Origin of the sequence: Aliiroseovarius sp. M344, from assembly GCF_025140835.1 — a bacterium.
In the GTDB taxonomy this organism is placed as follows: domain Bacteria; phylum Pseudomonadota; class Alphaproteobacteria; order Rhodobacterales; family Rhodobacteraceae; genus Aliiroseovarius.
Genome location: NZ_CP081153.1, coordinates 1,044,989 through 1,061,464, shown reverse-complemented (window position 1 = coordinate 1,061,464; position 16,476 = coordinate 1,044,989). Strand labels below are relative to the sequence as shown.

The following is a 16,476-nucleotide window of genomic DNA, read 5'->3' as shown; positions in this document are numbered from 1 at the left end:
ACGCCCTCGGCAGTGATCCCCATCTGCCGGGGGCGTTCTTTCGGCCCGGTCGCAAAGCGACAGGTCTGGACACCGGTCTTATGCCTGATACTGTTTGCTCGACTTTCAGGGAGGCCCCGATGGCAACCGGCACCAATATCCGCACCTATTTCAATGGCACATGGCACGACGGCGACCTTCCCGTGATGAACGCCGCCGACCATGGCGCGTGGTTGGGAACCACTGTCTTTGACGGCGCGCGATATTTCGAAGGCATCCACCCGGATCTTGAACCCCATTGCGCGCGGGTAAACCGGTCTGCGAAAGCACTGATGATCTCGCCAACAGTTGAAACCGCTGCCATGGTCGAGATTGTGAAAGAGGGTCTTGCCGCCTATCCGCAAGATGCCGCGGTTTACATCCGCCCGATGTATTGGGCCCTGGAAGGCGGCGATCTGGGGATCGTGCCAAAAGAAGGTGCTACTGGGTTTTGCGTGTCGCTTGAGGAAATTCCGATGGCGCCTCAAACCGCTGCGACCACGCTGACAACGACGCGCTTTCGACGCCCTGTTATCGAAGATGCCGTGGTCGACGCCAAAGCCGGTTGCCTCTACCCCAACAATGCCCGCATGTTGTCCGAAGCACGTGCCAAGGGTTATGGCAATGCGCTTGTCGCTGATGCGCTTGGCAATGTGGCTGAAACTGCTTCGGCCAATATCTTCATGGTCCGCGACGGCGAGGTGTTCACCCCGATCCCGAACGGCTGTTTTCTGGCCGGCATCACCCGCGCGCGCCACATCGCCAACATGACCGCTGATGGTATCAAAGTGCATGAAACCGTTCTGACCTTCGCCGATTTCCGCAAGGCGGACGAGGTGTTCATGTCCGGCAACATGATGAAAGTCACGCCGGTCAGTGAATTTGACGGCACTATGTATAACTCTGGCCCAATGACACGCCGGGTCCGTGACCTGTATTGGGACTGGGCTCATTCCGATGTCTGAACCCTGCCGCACGGTTCTGACCCTTTGTGTCGGTTCTGTCGGTGCGGCGATTGCATGGGCCATCAACATGCCAATGGGATTGCTGGTCGGGCCAGCGTTGGTTGTCGCCATCGCCAGCCTGCGTGGTATGCAGACCGACATCGCCCCGCCGTTGCGCAATGTCATTTTTGTGTTGGTCGGGTTGACGGTGGGATCAATGGTCACCCCAACCAGCATCGAGGCCGTACTGCGCTGGCCCATCGCCTTTTCCCTGCTGGCGGCGCTGACCGTTGCCACACCATTTGTCGGACGCTGGGTGCTGACACGCACAATGGGTTTTGGCCGGGACGAGGCCTTTTTGTCCGCAGCCCCCGGCCATCTGAGCCTTGTCGTATCGCTGTCTGACAGCTTGCGCATTCCCGTCGCCCGCCCCGCGATCCTTGCCTCTTTTCGTGTTCTGGCACTCAGCCTTTTTGTCCCCTTGGCGGCCCGCCTTTCGGGGATCGAGCTTGGACCCGGGTTGCCAATGGGACGTGCCACGGCCCCTTTGCTGATGATCGGCGCCGAATTGGCCGCCGCATTGGCTCTTACGCCTGTGTTGATCCGCCTGCGCCTGCCTGCACCGGTTTTGCTGGCGGCCATGATCGCGGCCGCAGCTTTTCATTTGACCGGAGCGGTTGATGGTAATCTTCCCCCTTGGGTCAGCCAAGTTGTGCTGATCATGATGGGGTGTCTGATTGGCACTCGCTTTTCCGGCGTCACGTGGCGCGATCTGAAGCACAACGTGGCGGCGGCAGGGATTGTTGTTGCGTTGACGGGTCTGATGGCCGCCGCTGTTGCCATTCCGGCAGCCTATCTGTCTGGTCTTCCTGTGCTGGATTTGCTGGTGGGGTTTGCACCCGGTGGGCTGGAAACCATGATCATCGTCGGCGTGGCCATGGGCGCGGATCCCAGCTTTGTCGCCGCTGCCCATGTGGGCCGGTTGGTGCTTTTGGCCATTCTCATCACCGGCTATGCCACCCGTATCGCCCGCCAGACGCCGCGCTGAAAACCATGGACAGCACCCCCCCCCTGAGGCACACTGACCTTGATTTTGGAGGGCCAATATGCGCAAGTTCCTTGTGATCCTTGATGACAGTCGCGAGTGTCTTAACGCGATGCGTTTTGCTGCCATGCGTGCGGCGAAGACCGGCGGCGGTGTGCAGGTGCTTTCGATCATCGCCCCCGATGAATTCAACCACTGGATCGGTGTTGGCAACATCATGCGTGAAGAAGCGCGCGAACGTATCACCGTACATTTCGAAGTTTTTGCCAAGTGGATGCGCGACCGGCAAGGCGTCGATCCCGAACTGGTGATCCGCGAGGGCGAGGCGGTGGCCGAGATTATGGCCCAGATCAACGAGAACACTGACATCGGCGTGCTGGTACTTGGGGCGGGCGCAGAAAAAAACGGCCCGGGTCCAATTATCAGCCAACTCATGCGGGCCTCGGCCACGTTGCCGGTGCCCATGACCATCGTGCCAGGTGAAATGTCCAAGGATCGGCTGGAAGAGATTACGTAAGCCCAAGCCACCTTGACTTCGGCCTATTCGAGGCCCATATCAATCCTGACAAAAAAGGTGCGCCAACATGTTCATCCAAACCGAATCCACACCGAACCCCGCGACGCTGAAATTTCTGCCCGGTCAGGCCGTTTTGGGCACAGGAACGGCTGATTTCCCGACTGCCGAAACCTCTGGCAGTTCGCCATTGGCCGAGCGGATTTTCAAAGTGCAGGGTGTGACCGGTGTTTTCTTTGGCGCGGATTTCGTAACGGTGACCAAAGGTGACGACACTGAATGGGACCATATCAAACCCGCGATCCTTGGCGCGATTATGGAACATTTCCAATCTGGCCAACCGGTCATGGCAGGTGAAGCGACGGCCCCTGCGGGTCACGCGGAACACCATGGCGAAGACGGCGAGATCGTTGAGCAAATCAAAGAGCTTCTGGATACTCGTGTGCGCCCTGCCGTGGCGCAAGATGGCGGCGACATAACCTTCCACGGCTTCGACCGCGGCATCGTTTACCTGCACATGCAAGGCGCGTGTGCTGGGTGCCCCTCATCGACGCTGACGTTGAAGATGGGGATCGAGAACTTGCTGAAGCACTATATCCCTGAGGTGACCGAGGTACGGCCCGTTGCCGCGTGATCCATTGATCTTGGCGTTTGACACATCGGCCGCGCATTGCGCGGCCGCTTTGCTGTCGGGCAACCAAATTATTGCCAGCCGCTATGAAGAGATGAGCAAGGGGCAAGCCGAACGTTTGATGCCATTGCTGGAAGAGGTGCTGTCTGAAGCAGCCCTCACCTGGAAAGATCTGGCCGCTATCGGCGTCGGTATAGGTCCGGGCAATTTCACCGGCATTCGCATCTCGGTCGCAGCGGCGCGCGGTTTGGCCCTGTCTTTGGGCATCCCCGCCATTGGCGTATCATCGCTTGAAGCACAGGCAATTGACGCCAGCCGTCCGATCTGGTCGCTTCTTGATGCGCGCCGCGATCATGTCTTTGCCCAATACCTGCGCCCAGACTGGGATGATGAAATGCCCTGCCTCCTGTCCGCGCGCGAAGTTGCGGGACTTGAAGGTGCGCGGATCGGCCCCGATGCGTTAGGCGATCCGGCCCCGGCAATCGCGCGCATTGCCGCCCTCCGTCTTGCGCGGGCTGGGACGACACCGATCACCCGCCCTGCTCCGCTTTATATTCGCACAGCCGACGCCGCCCCACCGCGCGACCCGGCACCGCTTATCCTTCCCTAACCGCTTTTTTATGACCGACAAGACAGCTAAAACGATCGCAGACCTGCACGCCGTGGCTTTCCAAACCACGCGCGCCTGGAGCGTTGATGAAATGCAGGCACTGCTGCAATCGCCCCATATTTTCGTTGTCAGCGCAGATTATGGCTTCGCGATGGGGCGCGTGATTGTGGATGAGGTCGAACTTCTGACCATTGCGGTCCACCCCGAACAACAGGGCAAAGGTTTCGGACGCAAACTGTTGCTACAATTTGAGCAGGAAGCCCGATCGCGAGGCGCCAAACACGCCTTTCTTGAGGTTGCAGAAGACAATGAAGCAGCCCGAGCGCTGTATTTGTCAGCCGGTTGGGCCGAATCTGGTCGCCGGCAAGGCTATTATGCACGTAAAGCGGGTGGCGACGTCGATGCTATCGCGCTTTCTAAACGCCTTCCCTTGGGTGAACCTTCTGAAAAATAGGCGTTTTCAGACTGGTCAGTGAAACTTAATGTTGACCGCACCCTTGCCCTCCGCCCAAAATCCCGGATGATCCTACTCAGCGATCTGCTCGCAGACTTTGGGAATCGGCTGACATTCCGTCCGCTCACCCCCCAACAACAACAACCGGGAGTATCAACATGACCCTGATGAAGACATTTCTAGGCGCTGCGGCGTCGATGGCCCTGACCGCTGGTGCGGCAATGGCCGATCCCGCAATTATTTTCGACCTTGGCGGCAAGTTTGACAAGTCGTTCAACGAAGCCGGTTTTAACGGCGCGCAGAAATGGGCCGACGAAACAGGCGGCAGCTATCTTGAAATCGAGCTTCAGTCCGAAGCTCAGCGTGAACAGGCCTTGCGCCGTTTTGCTGAAACGGGCGCGAACCCGGTGATCACCATGGGTTTTGCGATGTCTGCCCCGCTGTCCGAAGTTGCGCCGGATTTCCCGGAAACGACCTTCGTCACCATTGACGGCTGGTCGGATGCGCCAAACGTTCTGAACGTCGCGTTTTCCGAGCATGAAGGCTCGTATCTGGTCGGTATGATGGCCGCACAAGCCTCCAAGTCGGGCACTGTCGGCTTCATCGGTGGCATGGACATCCCGCTGATCCGCAAGTTTGCCTGTGGTTATGCCGAAGGTGTCAAAGCGGTGAACCCGGACGCGAAGGTCATCTCGAACATGACCGGAACCACGCCGACTGCTTGGAACGACCCGGTTAAGGGTGGTGAGTTGACGAAAGCACAAATCAGCCAAGGTGCGGACGTGATTTATGCCGCTGCCGGTGGTACCGGTCTGGGCGTTCTGCAAACAGCGGCTGACGAAGGTGTATTGTCGATCGGTGTGGATTCAAACCAGAACCACCTGCATCCGGGCAAAGTTCTGACCTCGATGCTGAAGCGCGTTGATGTCGCGGTTTATGAGGCAATGAAGGCGGGAACAGATCTTAAACCCGGTGTCCAGGTCATGAACCTTGGCGCAGAAGGTGTTGGCTATGCACTTGACGAAAACAACGCCGAGTTGGTTTCGGATGAGATGAAAGCGTCAGTTGACGAAGCGGCGGCCAAGATCATCTCGGGTGAAATTGCTGTTCACGACTACACGTCGGACGACAGCTGCCCCGCTCTGGACTTCTGATCCAGCAATGGCAACCCTGAAAACTGGGGGGCAACAGGCGACTGTTGCTCCCGCCATCGAGCTTCGCGGCATATCGAAGGCCTTCGGGGCCGTGCAAGCGAACAAGGACATTTCGATTTCTGTGCAGCCGGGGACGATCCACGGGATCATCGGCGAAAACGGCGCGGGAAAATCGACGTTGATGTCCATCCTCTATGGCTTTTACAAAGCCGATGCCGGGCAGGTTTTTATCCACGGCAACGAGACCCAGATCCCCGACAGTCAGGCTGCGATTGCTGCCGGTATCGGGATGGTGTTCCAGCACTTTAAACTGGTCGAAAATTTCTCGGTTCTTGAAAATGTGATCTTGGGGGTCGAAGACGGCGCAATGCTACAGCCTTCGTTGGCCAAGGCACGCAAGTCACTGAAATCACTTGCGGAAGAATATGAACTCCACGTCGACCCCGACGCATTGATCGAAGATCTTGGCGTAGGTGTGCAACAACGTGTCGAGATCCTAAAAGCGCTTTACCGCGAAGCCGACATCCTGATTTTGGACGAGCCAACCGGGGTGCTGACCCCCGCCGAAGCGGACCACTTGTTCCGCATCCTGAATGGTCTGCGCGACCAAGGTAAAACGATCATCTTGATCACCCACAAGCTGCGCGAGATCATGGAAATCACGGACACCGTATCGGTAATGCGACGCGGTGAAATGACCGCAACGGTCAAGACCAAGGATACCAACCCCGAGCATTTGGCCGAGCTGATGGTTGGCCGCAAAGTGCTTTTGCGGGTCGACAAAGTGCCTGCCAACCCCGGCGAAAAAGTGCTGGAAGTGGAAAACCTGCGCATGACCGACGACCACGGCGTCGAACGGTTGAAAGGTATCTCGCTGAATGTGCGCGCGGGCGAAATCCTCGGGATTGCTGGTGTGTCTGGAAACGGTCAATCCCAGCTTCTGGAAGTGTTGGGCGGCTATGCGACGGCCACCGGTGAAATTCGCATCAACGGTGATCCGATCGACCTGACCGGCAAGCTGTCCGACGGACGGTCACGGCGCGCACGAGGCATTGCGCATGTGCCAGAGGACCGGCAGGAGCATGGTCTGATCATGGACTTCCCCGCCTGGCAAAACATTGTGTTCGGCTACCACCACGCGCCTGAATATCAGAAGAACAAACTGCTGATGGACAACGCGAAGATGCTGGAAGTCGCACAGGACAAGATGGACCGTTTCGATGTCCGTCCGCCCAACCCGCAACTGGAGGCCAAAAGTTTTTCCGGCGGCAACCAGCAAAAGATCGTGGTCGCCCGCGAGATCGAGCGCAATCCCGACCTGCTTCTGGTGGGCCAGCCAACACGCGGCGTCGACATTGGCGCGATTGAATTCATCCACAAGCAAATCATTGCGTTGCGCGATCAGGGCAAGGCTGTGCTGCTTATCTCGGTTGAGCTGGAAGAAATCCTGTCTCTCAGTGACCGGATCGCCGTTATGTTTGACGGTCATATCATGGGTGAGCGCCTGCCCGACCAGACTGACGAGAGAGAGCTTGGCCTTTTGATGGCCGGGGTTTCCGGTGAAGGAGACGCAGCCTGATGGAAAAGATGCCGAAATGGGCCGATGTCGCCCTGATCCCACTGCTGAACTTACTGATCGCTTTCGTGCTGTCGGGCTTGGTGATCCTTGCCATCGGGGAAAACCCGATCAAGGCGTTACAGATGATGATCAACGGCGCGCTCGGGTCGACATATGGATGGGGCTATACGCTCTATTACGCGACCAATTTCATTTTTACCGGGCTTGCTGTGTCAATCGCCTTCAAAGCCGCGATGTTCAATATCGGTGGCGAGGGTCAGGCCATGATTGGCGGCTTGGGCGTGGCGCTGGTCTGTCTTTATATCCCCTTTCCGCATTGGTCTGTCGCGCTTTTGTTCGCGATGATCGGCGGGGCAGTATTCGGTGCCGCTTGGGCAATGATCCCGGCTTATCTGCAAGCCCGCCGCGGCAGCCATGTCGTAATCACCACGATCATGTTCAACTTCATCGCCGCGTCCCTTTTGAATTATATGCTGGTCAACGTGCTTCGCCCCAAAGGGTCCATGGACCCGGCCACTGGGAAATTCCCGGAGACGACGCACCTGCCGACGCTGCACGAAATGCTTGAACCGCTGGGCATCGCATTCTCAAAATCTGCACCGGTGAACATCTCTTTGTTCATCGCGTTGGCCGCTTGTGTCGTGGTTTATCTTCTGATGTGGCGGTCTCGTCTGGGTTATGAAATCCGAGCCTTCGGGCTGTCTCCCGAAGCCTCTGTCTACGCGGGCATATCACCCTTCAAGATCATCATGATCGCGATGATCCTGTCAGGTGGCCTGTCCGGCATGATGTCCATCAACAACACAATGGGCGAGGCAGAGCGGCTTGTCCTGAACTCGGTTGAAGGCGCGGGCTTTATCGGGATCGCCGTGGCGCTTATGGGTCGCAACCACCCGTTCGGGGTGTTGCTGGCTGCCCTGTTGTTCGGTTTCCTCTACCAAGGTGGAAGTGAACTGTCGCTGTGGACGAAAATTCCGCGCGAGTTGGTCATTGTCATTCAGGCGCTGGTCATCTTGTTCACTGGCGCGCTCGACAACATGGTTCGGGTGCCGGTGGAACGTGCCTTCATCCGTGCAGCGAAACGGGGGGCAAACTGATGGAATATTTCCTGACGATAATCCAGATCTCAGACAGCGCGTTACGTCTTGCCACGCCGCTATTGTTTGCCTGCCTTGCCGGATTGTTTTCAGAACGCGCAGGTATTTTTGACATCGGGCTTGAAGGCAAGATCCTTGCGTCGGCCTTTTTCTCGGCGGCGGTTGCGGCGGCAACTGGATCGGTCTGGTTGGGATTGCTGGCCGGTGTCGCATCGTCCATTGCGTTTTCGGCAGTGCACGGCATGGCGTCGATCACCTTTCAAGGCAACCAGCTGATTTCTGGCGTGGCGCTGAACTTCTTTGCCTCGGGTATCACGATCCTGATCGGGACCGCATGGTTTGGCCTTGGAGGACGCACCCCTAGCCTGTCGGGCGGGCAGCGGTTTTCGGCTGTAGAGCTACCCTTTGCCAATGCGGTGGCTGATGTACCGATCCTTGGACCGATTTATTCGGATTTGCTGTCCGGTCACACGATCCTTGTCTATGTGGCGCTTTTGATGGTGCCGCTGTCGTGGTTCGTTTTGTACCGTACCCGTTTTGGCCTGCGCTTGCGCGCTGTTGGTGAAAATCCGGCGGCGGTCGATACGGCGGGTGTCTCGGTGATCCGGCTGCGCTATGCCGCGATGGCCATCGCTGGTGTCTTGTGCGGATTGGCGGGTGTCTATCTGGCAACCGGGCTGGCCGCTGGCTTTGTGAAAGAGATGAGCGCCGGGCGCGGATACATTGCGCTGGCCGCTTTGATTTTCGCCCGTTGGCGGCCATGGCATGCGCTTTATGCCACGCTGTTGTTCGGGTTGCTCGAAGCCATCGCCAACCGGTATCAGAACATCGATCTCGGCAGCTTTGTCATTCCGGTGCAGTTCATGCAGGCCCTGCCCTATATCCTGACCGTGATCATCCTTGCCGGGTTTGGAGGCACTGCGGTCGCACCCAAGGCCGGGGGACAACCCTATGTCAAAGAACGCTGAAGCACTCGCCGAGCAGGTCCGCAATCTTGCCGGGGCCGAGCCCGTAGACGTCGGGCTGGTGCTGGGATCTGGCCTCGGGCATTTGGCCGACACGGTCGATGGGGTGTCTATCCCTTATGACCAACTTGATGGCTTTCCCCAGCCCCATGTTTCAGGCCACAACCCGAAACTTGTGATCGGGCAGATGGAAGGCACGCGGGTTGCTGTGTTCGGGGGCCGGTCCCACTATTACGAGAACGGGATGGCGGATGCGATGCGCCTGCCGCTGGAACTGTTGAAGGCCTTAGGCGCGGACCGTCTGATCCTGACAAATGCGGCCGGCTCGATGCGGCAGGACATTCCACCGGGCGAATTGATGTTGATCTCGGATCACATCAACTTCTCGGGGCTGAACCCTTTGATTGGCGAACCCACGGACGCACGCTTTGTGCCTATGGGCGGCGCCTATGACGCCGAGATGCAGGGCGTTTTCGCAAAAATCGCAACCGAGGAAGGGATCACCCTGACCCCTGGAATCTATGCCTGGTATTCCGGTCCGTCGTTTGAGACCCCCGCCGAAATTCGCGCCATTCGCAGGCTTGGAGCCGACGCTGTCGGCATGTCCACCGTGCCCGAGGTGATTCTTGCGCGGTTCCTTGGGTTGCGGGTTGCCGCCTTCTCGACCATTACCAACATGGCACAGGGCCTGTCAGACGAGGCGATTAGCCACGAACACACCAAGGCCATGGCTCCACTTGGCGCTGAAAAGCTGGAAAAACTGGTTCGTCGCTACTTAACACGTGACTAACCCCTGCCTCTTGGGCCAATAAAGAAGCAATTCGCAAACACACAGCCAGCCCAGAGTTTTTACTGATGCAGATTTACCTGCCAATAGCCGAGGTTTCCGTAAACGCTTTTTTGCTGCTCGGGCTTGGTGGAATTGTGGGTGTCTTGTCTGGCATGTTTGGTGTGGGCGGTGGTTTTCTGATGACCCCCTTGCTGTTCTTCATCGGCATTCCCCCAGCTGTGGCCGTGGCCACCGAAGCCAATCAGATCGTCGCAAGCTCGTTTTCCGGCGTTCTTGCCCACCTTAAACGCAAAACAGTGGACCTCCGAATGGGGGTGGTGCTGTTGATCGGTGGGTTGATCGGTGCGGCCTTGGGCGTGCAATTGTTCAATGCTTTGAAAGCCATTGGACAGGTCGATTTGCTGGTCAAGCTGTCCTATGTGCTGTTCCTTGGCATTATCGGATCATTGATGTTTGTCGAAAGCGTGCGTGCGCTTATGAAAACACGGGGCGGTGGGGCCATACCAACTCGGCGCAAACACACCTGGGTCCATAACCTTCCATTCAAGATGAAATTCCGAACCTCGGGTCTTTATATCTCGGTCATCCCGCCAATTCTTGTGGGCGTTTTGGTAGGCATTCTGGCGGCCATCATGGGTGTTGGCGGCGGCTTTATCATGGTGCCCGCGATGATCTATCTGCTGGGAATGCCAACAAAGGTCGTTGTCGGAACCTCGCTGTTTCAGATCATCTTCGTAACCGCTTTCACGACGCTTTTGCATGCCACGACAAACTACACTGTTGATATGGCCTTGGCGGTTTTGTTGCTGATCGGCGGGGTCGTTGGGGCACAGATCGGCGCGCGGATCGGCGTGAAGCTGAAGGCTGAGCAACTGCGCGTGCTGCTGGCGCTTATGGTTCTGGTCGTCTGCGGCAAACTTGCGCTCGACCTTCTGATCCAGCCCTCCGAGCTTTTTGAGATCGGTCAGGCGGGGGGGCATTGATGCTGCGACTTCTCGCCATCCTGTCTCTGATTCTTGCGACCGCTCTGCCCGCGCGCGCGGAAAAGGTCGTCGCGGGGCTCAGCCAGAACCGTGTGTCGATCACAGCCACATTCGTGGGCTCGGAAATCCTGATCTTCGGTGCCGTCAAACGCGACACACCGCCGCCGACAGATAACCCGCTTCAAGTGATCGTCGTGGTTGAAGGACCTGCAACCCCGATTACGGTGCGTAAGAAAGACAAACGCTTTGGCATCTGGGTCAACACGGAATCGCTCGAGTTGGCAGCCGCGCCCAGCTTTTATGCGGTGGCGACATCCGCGCCACTGACAGAAACGGTTTCGATCCTGGACGACTTGCAGCACCTCATATCGGTTGAGCGTTCGATCCGCATCAATGACAACCCTTTCAACAACGATGATCCCCGCGACTTCACCCGCGCACTGATACGGATCCGCGAAAAATCGGACCTCTATAAGCTTATGGAAGGCACCGTAAATCTGCAGGAAGAAACGTTGTTTGACACGCGCATAGCCTTGCCTGCCAATGTGACCGAAGGTGAATACCGCACACGGATATACCTGACACGTGGCGGCAGCGTGGCGTCACAATATGAGACGGTGATCAACGTTCAGAAAGTCGGCTTGGAACGGTGGATCTACAACCTCGCGCACGAACAACCGTTGGTCTATGGCATCTTGTCGTTGGTGATCGCGATCGCCGCTGGCTGGGGTGCATCGGCCCTGTTTCGAATTATCCTTCGCACCTAAGGAAGGCCGCGGCCTATGCCGCGCTTTCGTCTTGCGCTTCCAAGGTCAGGGCCACAGGCTTGCTTGGCAAATCTTGGGTCGACAACCCGCTTTCCGGTCGTGCCATGGCATAGCGCTTGACCCAATGCAGCCGTGTTTCCGCCCTCGTTATCGCCACATAAGCCAATCGTTTCCATAACGGCAAACCAGCCTCGGTCCGTCCAGCCCGAGATGCCGCCCAGATGTCTGGCGCGAAAACCTGAACCTCCGGCCATTGCGACCCCTGTGCCTTGTGAATGGTCACCGCAGCCCCGTGGAGAAACGCCGCTCCCATGCGCGCTGCATAGGGAATAAACGGCTCTTCTTCGTCTGGCTGCTCAATCTTGATAATCGACGCAGCCGACACTTGCGGATCCTCAGCCCCCAACACATGCAGGCGCGAGAAACCTTCGCGATTTCCGGGTCCCAGATAGATACATTGCGCGCCCTTGATCAGGCCGCGCGCTTCCAGATCAATGCGTTTCTTTCGGTGCTTGAGCGGCAGTTCGATCCCGTCACAGATCAACGGCTCGCCCGGTAAAAGCTCGTATTCCGGCGCGTCGAACGCCCCCCTGAACGCGCGGATCAGGCGGACACGCGTCACGTTGCGCCAGACCAGAACAGGCGAGCGAGCCATCAGATCAGCATTCACACGCGGCGCCACCACCACGCGGTCATCGGTCCGTGCGGCGTCTTCTATCATCTGCTCGAATGTCTGGAAATCCAGCGCATCATCTGACAGGGCATGCGCCAAATCTAGGATCGGGTTGTCCTGCTCTTGCCGGTGAATGCGATGCAGGACCATTTTTCTGCTGTCGCCCAAACGGTCAAAAACCATTTCGCCCGACTGGCCGACCGGGGCAAGCTGTGCCGGGTCGCCAAACAGGACCAAAGTTGGGAAGATTTCGCGCAGATCGTTGAATTGCTTTTCATCCAACATTGAGCTTTCGTCGACAAAACCGATATCCAGCGGATCGTCACGCCGTTTCCAGCCGGTGATAAAATCAGATCCACGCAGACCCGCCGTCGCCAGAGCTCCCGGTATGGATTTATTGGATTGATAGAAAGCAAATGCGCGATCCAAGGCCAGATCGGTCAAACCTTCAACGACTGGCCGTTCGCCATTGCCCGCCAGCCACTCCGCTATCTTCTCGTATTCCGGGTCATAGACAGGGGTATAGAGGATGCGGTGGATTGTCGTCGCCGGCACACCGCGGTTGCGAAGCACACTGGCCGCTTTGTTGGTTGGTGCCAAGATGGCCAGCGTTCTGCGATCTTTCCGGCGTTTGCCTTCCCAATCACCGGACACAATGTCCACGCCTGCCTCTTCCAGCGCGCGGTAAAGTTCGGCCAAAAGCATCGTTTTGCCAGAACCCGCTTTCCCAACAACCGCCATCACATGCGACTTGCCGTCAGACAGCGGGGTAAGCAATGCGTCATCCAAATTGACGCCTGCCCCGCGTAGCATTTCTGCTACGCGATCATGGGCGTCAGCCTGGTCATCAGAATACGTTAGGTGCGCGCCTGTGGTCATGGCGCGACACTAACCTGCGCTCTGATGCTGCGCCAGCACGTTGGGCGCACATCAGTCTGATTATTTCTTATGCACTGGCGGGCATGGAGTCCGGAGTAACGACCCGTTGGCCAAGACCCAGCGAATAGCGCAACCAGTTCTTGCTGGTTTCACGATCCACGCCCACACGGGCAAGGGTCGGGGCAAACGCGTCATCGTTCATCGACCAAAGGCCAACACCGATACGGTCTTTTCCTTCACCTGACGTTCCAAGCACCTCTGGCTCAAGTCCCATCAGGCGATAGATCCGTTCCATCCGCGGGTCAAATACGCCAACGTAATGACGCAGCTTGAAGGCTGACATCAACTCGCCCGCGCCCAGCGCCAAAGCGGCCGACGCGCGACGATCCGCACCCGGTGCAAGGCAGAACCGCGTGCATTCCCAGATCAACGGGCTTTCGATATGCACACCATCCGTCAGGTGATCGAAGTGGTCATTGACCATCGTCTGACCGACCGTAGGTAGAAATCGCATCGATCCGCCGTGGCGACCATCGGCTTGTTCCCAGATCACGTAGAGCGGGTTCATTGCGTCGTATTCGTCGCGTTCATGTCCCGCATCGTCCACATGGACATCCCAGCCTAACCGGCGAGAAAACTGTTCAGCACGATCGCGGAACATAGTATCTGCAAGCAGCGGGAAGTTGTTCAAATCATTACCATAGAGATAGCGCAGCATCGGTTTGGCTCCTTTGTCCGATAAGTTAGCCAAATGATGGTCGCCTTAAGGTTAAAATAAGGCAAATGTCTTGAGCGTTTTAATTGTATTTTATACGATTATGATCCCTGTCGACAACGCCCGCGCTACCGCATGGGTTGTATTCATAGCTCCCAATTTATGGCGTGCCGATTCTATATACACTCTCAGGGTGTGCTCAGAAATCTTCAACTCTGCCGCCGATTGTGCGCGGTTCATTCCTTTTGCCAGACAGGTCATGGCAGACAACTCCCGCGGTGACAAAGCAGGCGACTGACCATCCTGCCCCCATTTCTCGAATTCCAACGCTTTTTTGTTCAGCTCATGTGAAACGATCATCAGGTCGCGCGTGTTCTCATCTACAAAAGTTTCCCACGCGTCATCTTCTGTGTTGGCATTCATGGTGAACAACGCGAATTGTCCATTGGGTCCGCGGATCGGAATGGTGAATCCCTGGTTGCCAAGCCCATGATCCATTGCGTCCTGAAACATCTCACGGGCGGCCTTGGATGACCAGTCGAGCTCTTTCCAAATTACAGGTGTAAACCTTTGAAAACATCCAAAAATAACTGGATCAATGCGCAGGTAATCTTTCTCGAGGTAACGGTCGACCCATTCGGCGCTGTAGGTCCCAGCACCAAACCTTTCACCAACTGAATTTACCCAATGATAAACCGTGTGCGTGACGCCGTAGTGGTCGCGCAAGGCCTCTGTAACGACTTGCAGGTCTTCAAGCGAGCTCGCCGCCTGCAACGTAGAGACAAGGTCTTCCAACCGGTTTTTCATGTGCGCGCGCATTCTCCGTCTCTCGACGTGAGGCTGAGGCGATTTCGGTCATGGCGATAAGCCGCGCGTCATCAAGCTGGTCTGCTGTGACGTTCAAACCATTTTTAACCGCGTAGGCCTTCAGGTCAGTAAGAACATCAATGATCCATTCATCAGACATGTAAAGCCTCGATCTCGAAAGTTGGAAAATCAACCTTCGCATGTGTTTTCGTGTTGGGAAATTCACACATTCTGCCTCCCCTTAAATAGCGAGGCGTGAATTCGTAAGTCTTTGTTCTTCAACATAGCCAACCAATTGGTCGGTTTTGTGTTTGGTGATTCGCACGAACCGCAGGCCTGCGATTACGAAAATCGGCACAAAAAAACCCTCTACCCCGGCAGGGTAGAGGGTTTTCATTTAAACGATTAGTGGCGTTACTTCGGGCCGGCTTCCAGTGCGTCTTCAAAGGTGCGCAGCCCGGTTTTTGGTGCTTGTACCAAAACGGCCATGTTCCCCGGTTTATGCTCGTTGCGCAGCATCTTCATATGCGCATCCGGGATCTCGTCCCATGGGAATACCTCCGACATGCAGGGGTCGATGCGACGCTCGACCATCATGCGGTTGGCGGACGCGGCTTGCTTCAGGTGGGCAAAGTGGCTGCCCTGAATGCGTTTTTGGTGCATCCACAGATACCGAACATCAAATGTGCAGTTGAACCCTGTCGTACCGGCGCAGATCACGACCATCCCGCCTTTCTTGCAGACAAACGTCGAAACCGGGAAGGTGGCTTCGCCGGGGTGTTCGAACACCATGTCGACATTATTGCCTTTGCCGGTGATGTCCCAGATGGCTTTGCCGAATTTGCGGACTTCTTTGAACCAAGCCGCGTATTCTGGCGTGTTCACCGTGGGCAATTGGCCCCAGCAGTTGAAATCCTTGCGATTGATCACGCCTTTTGCGCCAAGGCCCATAACGAAGTCGCGTTTGTCTTCTTCCGAAATCACGCCCACCGCGTTGGCGCCCGCCGCGTTGATCAATTGGATCGCGAAAGAGCCAAGGCCGCCTGACGCGCCCCAAACCAACACGTTCTGGCCCGGCTTCAGTTCGTGCGGTGCGTGACCGAACAACATCCGGTAAGCGGTCGCGAGTGTCAGCGTGTAACAGGCGCTCTCTTCCCAGGTCAGGTGCTTGGGACGTGGCAACAGCTGCTGTGCTTGCACGTTGGTGAATTGCGCGAATGATCCGTCTGGCGTCTCGTATCCCCAGATACGCTGCGACGGCGAGAACATTGGATCACCACCGTTACATTCTTCGTCGTCGCCGTCGTCTTGGTTACAGTGGATGACAACTTCGTCGCCGACTTTCCAAGTCTTCACCTTATCGCCAACAGCCCAAACGATGCCCGACGCATCCGACCCCGCGATATGGTAATCAGCACCGTGTCCGTCGAATGGCGAGATCGGCACGCCCAGACCCGCCCAGACGCCATTGTAATTCACGCCGGCCGCCATAACGAGAACCAGCACTTCGTGGCTGTCCAGAACAGGCGTGTCCACAACCTCGACCAGGAACGACTTGTCGGGTTCGCCGTGACGTTCACGGCGGATTGCCCAAGCATACATTTGCTTTGGCACATGGCCGAGTGGTGGCATTTCGCCAATCTCGTAAAGGTCTTTCTTCGGGGCATCGTAATCAGCGATGCTGGGTTGTGTATCCAAAGCCATCGGGGCCTCCTGTATGTACGCGTTATCTGATTCCATTGCCGCATTGCAGAAATGCGGCTGCTACTGCAGCATTACGTATCGCCCCGCAAGAATGCAACCACAATTGGTCTTTTTTTGTAATTTTATGTCGCGCCCACTTTCGGTGGG

Annotated in this window: 18 protein-coding genes; 13 read left to right on the top strand and 5 right to left on the bottom strand. The window is 56.9% G+C overall.

Features of this window, described 5'->3' with window-relative positions:
• The first annotated feature begins 119 nt into the window (after positions 1 to 119).
• The 13 genes from K3556_RS05150 (at position 120) to K3556_RS05090 (ending at position 11,551) form a co-directional block, all read left to right on the top strand.
• Positions 120 to 983 carry a branched-chain amino acid aminotransferase gene (locus K3556_RS05150; RefSeq protein ID WP_260518660.1) on the top strand — a complete coding sequence of 288 codons (864 nt, stop codon included), beginning with the start codon at positions 120 to 122 and terminating at the stop codon, positions 981 to 983.
• Positions 976 to 2,010: an AbrB family transcriptional regulator gene (locus tag K3556_RS05145; protein WP_260518659.1), complete on the top strand. Its 1,035-nt coding sequence runs from the start codon at positions 976 to 978 to the stop codon at positions 2,008 to 2,010. The genes K3556_RS05150 and K3556_RS05145 overlap by 8 nt, the downstream gene beginning before the upstream one ends.
• A 58-nt stretch (positions 2,011 to 2,068) precedes the next feature.
• Complete coding sequence (locus K3556_RS05140) at positions 2,069 to 2,524, top strand: universal stress protein (protein ID WP_260518658.1); 456 nt, start codon at positions 2,069 to 2,071, stop codon at positions 2,522 to 2,524.
• A 67-nt stretch (positions 2,525 to 2,591) separates the two neighbouring features.
• Positions 2,592 to 3,155, top strand: a complete 564-nt coding sequence (locus K3556_RS05135) for a NifU family protein (protein ID WP_260518657.1) — start codon at positions 2,592 to 2,594, stop codon at positions 3,153 to 3,155.
• Positions 3,145 to 3,762 (top strand): tRNA (adenosine(37)-N6)-threonylcarbamoyltransferase complex dimerization subunit type 1 TsaB, encoded by a 618-nt coding sequence (gene tsaB, locus K3556_RS05130; RefSeq protein ID WP_260518656.1) that lies wholly within the window; start codon positions 3,145 to 3,147, stop codon positions 3,760 to 3,762. Before K3556_RS05135 ends, tsaB begins: the two co-directional genes overlap by 11 nt.
• A 10-nt stretch (positions 3,763 to 3,772) precedes the next feature.
• The gene (gene rimI, locus K3556_RS05125; RefSeq protein ID WP_260518655.1) at positions 3,773 to 4,216 is read left to right on the top strand and encodes a ribosomal protein S18-alanine N-acetyltransferase; all 444 of its coding nucleotides are present in this window, start codon (positions 3,773 to 3,775) and stop codon (positions 4,214 to 4,216) included.
• A gap of 158 nt (positions 4,217 to 4,374) precedes the next feature.
• Positions 4,375 to 5,370 carry a BMP family protein gene (locus K3556_RS05120; RefSeq protein WP_260518654.1) on the top strand — a complete coding sequence of 332 codons (996 nt, stop codon included), beginning with the start codon at positions 4,375 to 4,377 and terminating at the stop codon, positions 5,368 to 5,370.
• Between the two features lie 7 nt (positions 5,371 to 5,377).
• On the top strand, positions 5,378 to 6,949 hold the full coding sequence (locus tag K3556_RS05115) for an ABC transporter ATP-binding protein (protein ID WP_260518653.1): 1,572 nt from the start codon (positions 5,378 to 5,380) through the stop codon (positions 6,947 to 6,949).
• Positions 6,949 to 8,046, top strand: a complete 1,098-nt coding sequence (locus K3556_RS05110) for an ABC transporter permease (RefSeq protein WP_260518652.1) — start codon at positions 6,949 to 6,951, stop codon at positions 8,044 to 8,046. Before K3556_RS05115 ends, K3556_RS05110 begins: the two co-directional genes overlap by 1 nt.
• Positions 8,046 to 9,014, top strand: a complete 969-nt coding sequence (locus tag K3556_RS05105) for an ABC transporter permease (protein ID WP_260518651.1) — start codon at positions 8,046 to 8,048, stop codon at positions 9,012 to 9,014. The genes K3556_RS05110 and K3556_RS05105 overlap by 1 nt, the downstream gene beginning before the upstream one ends.
• A complete protein-coding gene (locus tag K3556_RS05100; protein ID WP_260518650.1) occupies positions 8,998 to 9,801 on the top strand; it encodes a purine-nucleoside phosphorylase in 804 nt (267 codons plus the stop codon). Before K3556_RS05105 ends, K3556_RS05100 begins: the two co-directional genes overlap by 17 nt.
• Before the next feature lie 65 nt (positions 9,802 to 9,866).
• Positions 9,867 to 10,784 (top strand): sulfite exporter TauE/SafE family protein, encoded by a 918-nt coding sequence (locus tag K3556_RS05095; RefSeq protein WP_260518649.1) that lies wholly within the window; start codon positions 9,867 to 9,869, stop codon positions 10,782 to 10,784.
• The gene (locus K3556_RS05090) at positions 10,784 to 11,551 is read left to right on the top strand and encodes a TIGR02186 family protein (RefSeq protein ID WP_260518648.1); all 768 of its coding nucleotides are present in this window, start codon (positions 10,784 to 10,786) and stop codon (positions 11,549 to 11,551) included. Before K3556_RS05095 ends, K3556_RS05090 begins: the two co-directional genes overlap by 1 nt.
• Positions 11,552 to 11,564: 13 nt before the next feature.
• Here the strand turns inward: K3556_RS05090 and K3556_RS05085 are convergent, their stop codons facing one another.
• From K3556_RS05085 to ccrA, 5 genes are all read right to left on the bottom strand, one after another.
• A complete protein-coding gene (locus K3556_RS05085) occupies positions 11,565 to 13,103 on the bottom strand; it encodes an ATP-dependent RecD-like DNA helicase (RefSeq protein WP_260518647.1) in 1,539 nt (512 codons plus the stop codon).
• 67 nt (positions 13,104 to 13,170) lie between these two features.
• Complete coding sequence (locus K3556_RS05080; RefSeq protein WP_260518646.1) at positions 13,171 to 13,821, bottom strand: acyl-homoserine-lactone synthase; 651 nt, start codon at positions 13,819 to 13,821, stop codon at positions 13,171 to 13,173.
• 90 nt (positions 13,822 to 13,911) lie between these two features.
• Complete coding sequence (locus K3556_RS05075) at positions 13,912 to 14,625, bottom strand: helix-turn-helix transcriptional regulator (RefSeq protein WP_260518645.1); 714 nt, start codon at positions 14,623 to 14,625, stop codon at positions 13,912 to 13,914.
• Positions 14,570 to 14,785, bottom strand: coding sequence for a hypothetical protein (locus tag K3556_RS05070; RefSeq protein WP_260518644.1), 216 nt, complete (start codon positions 14,783 to 14,785; stop codon positions 14,570 to 14,572). Before K3556_RS05070 ends, K3556_RS05075 begins: the two co-directional genes overlap by 56 nt.
• 254 nt (positions 14,786 to 15,039) lie before the next feature.
• Positions 15,040 to 16,329 (bottom strand): crotonyl-CoA carboxylase/reductase, encoded by a 1,290-nt coding sequence (ccrA, locus tag K3556_RS05065; protein WP_260518643.1) that lies wholly within the window; start codon positions 16,327 to 16,329, stop codon positions 15,040 to 15,042.
• Between the last annotated feature and the right edge of the window lie 147 nt (positions 16,330 to 16,476).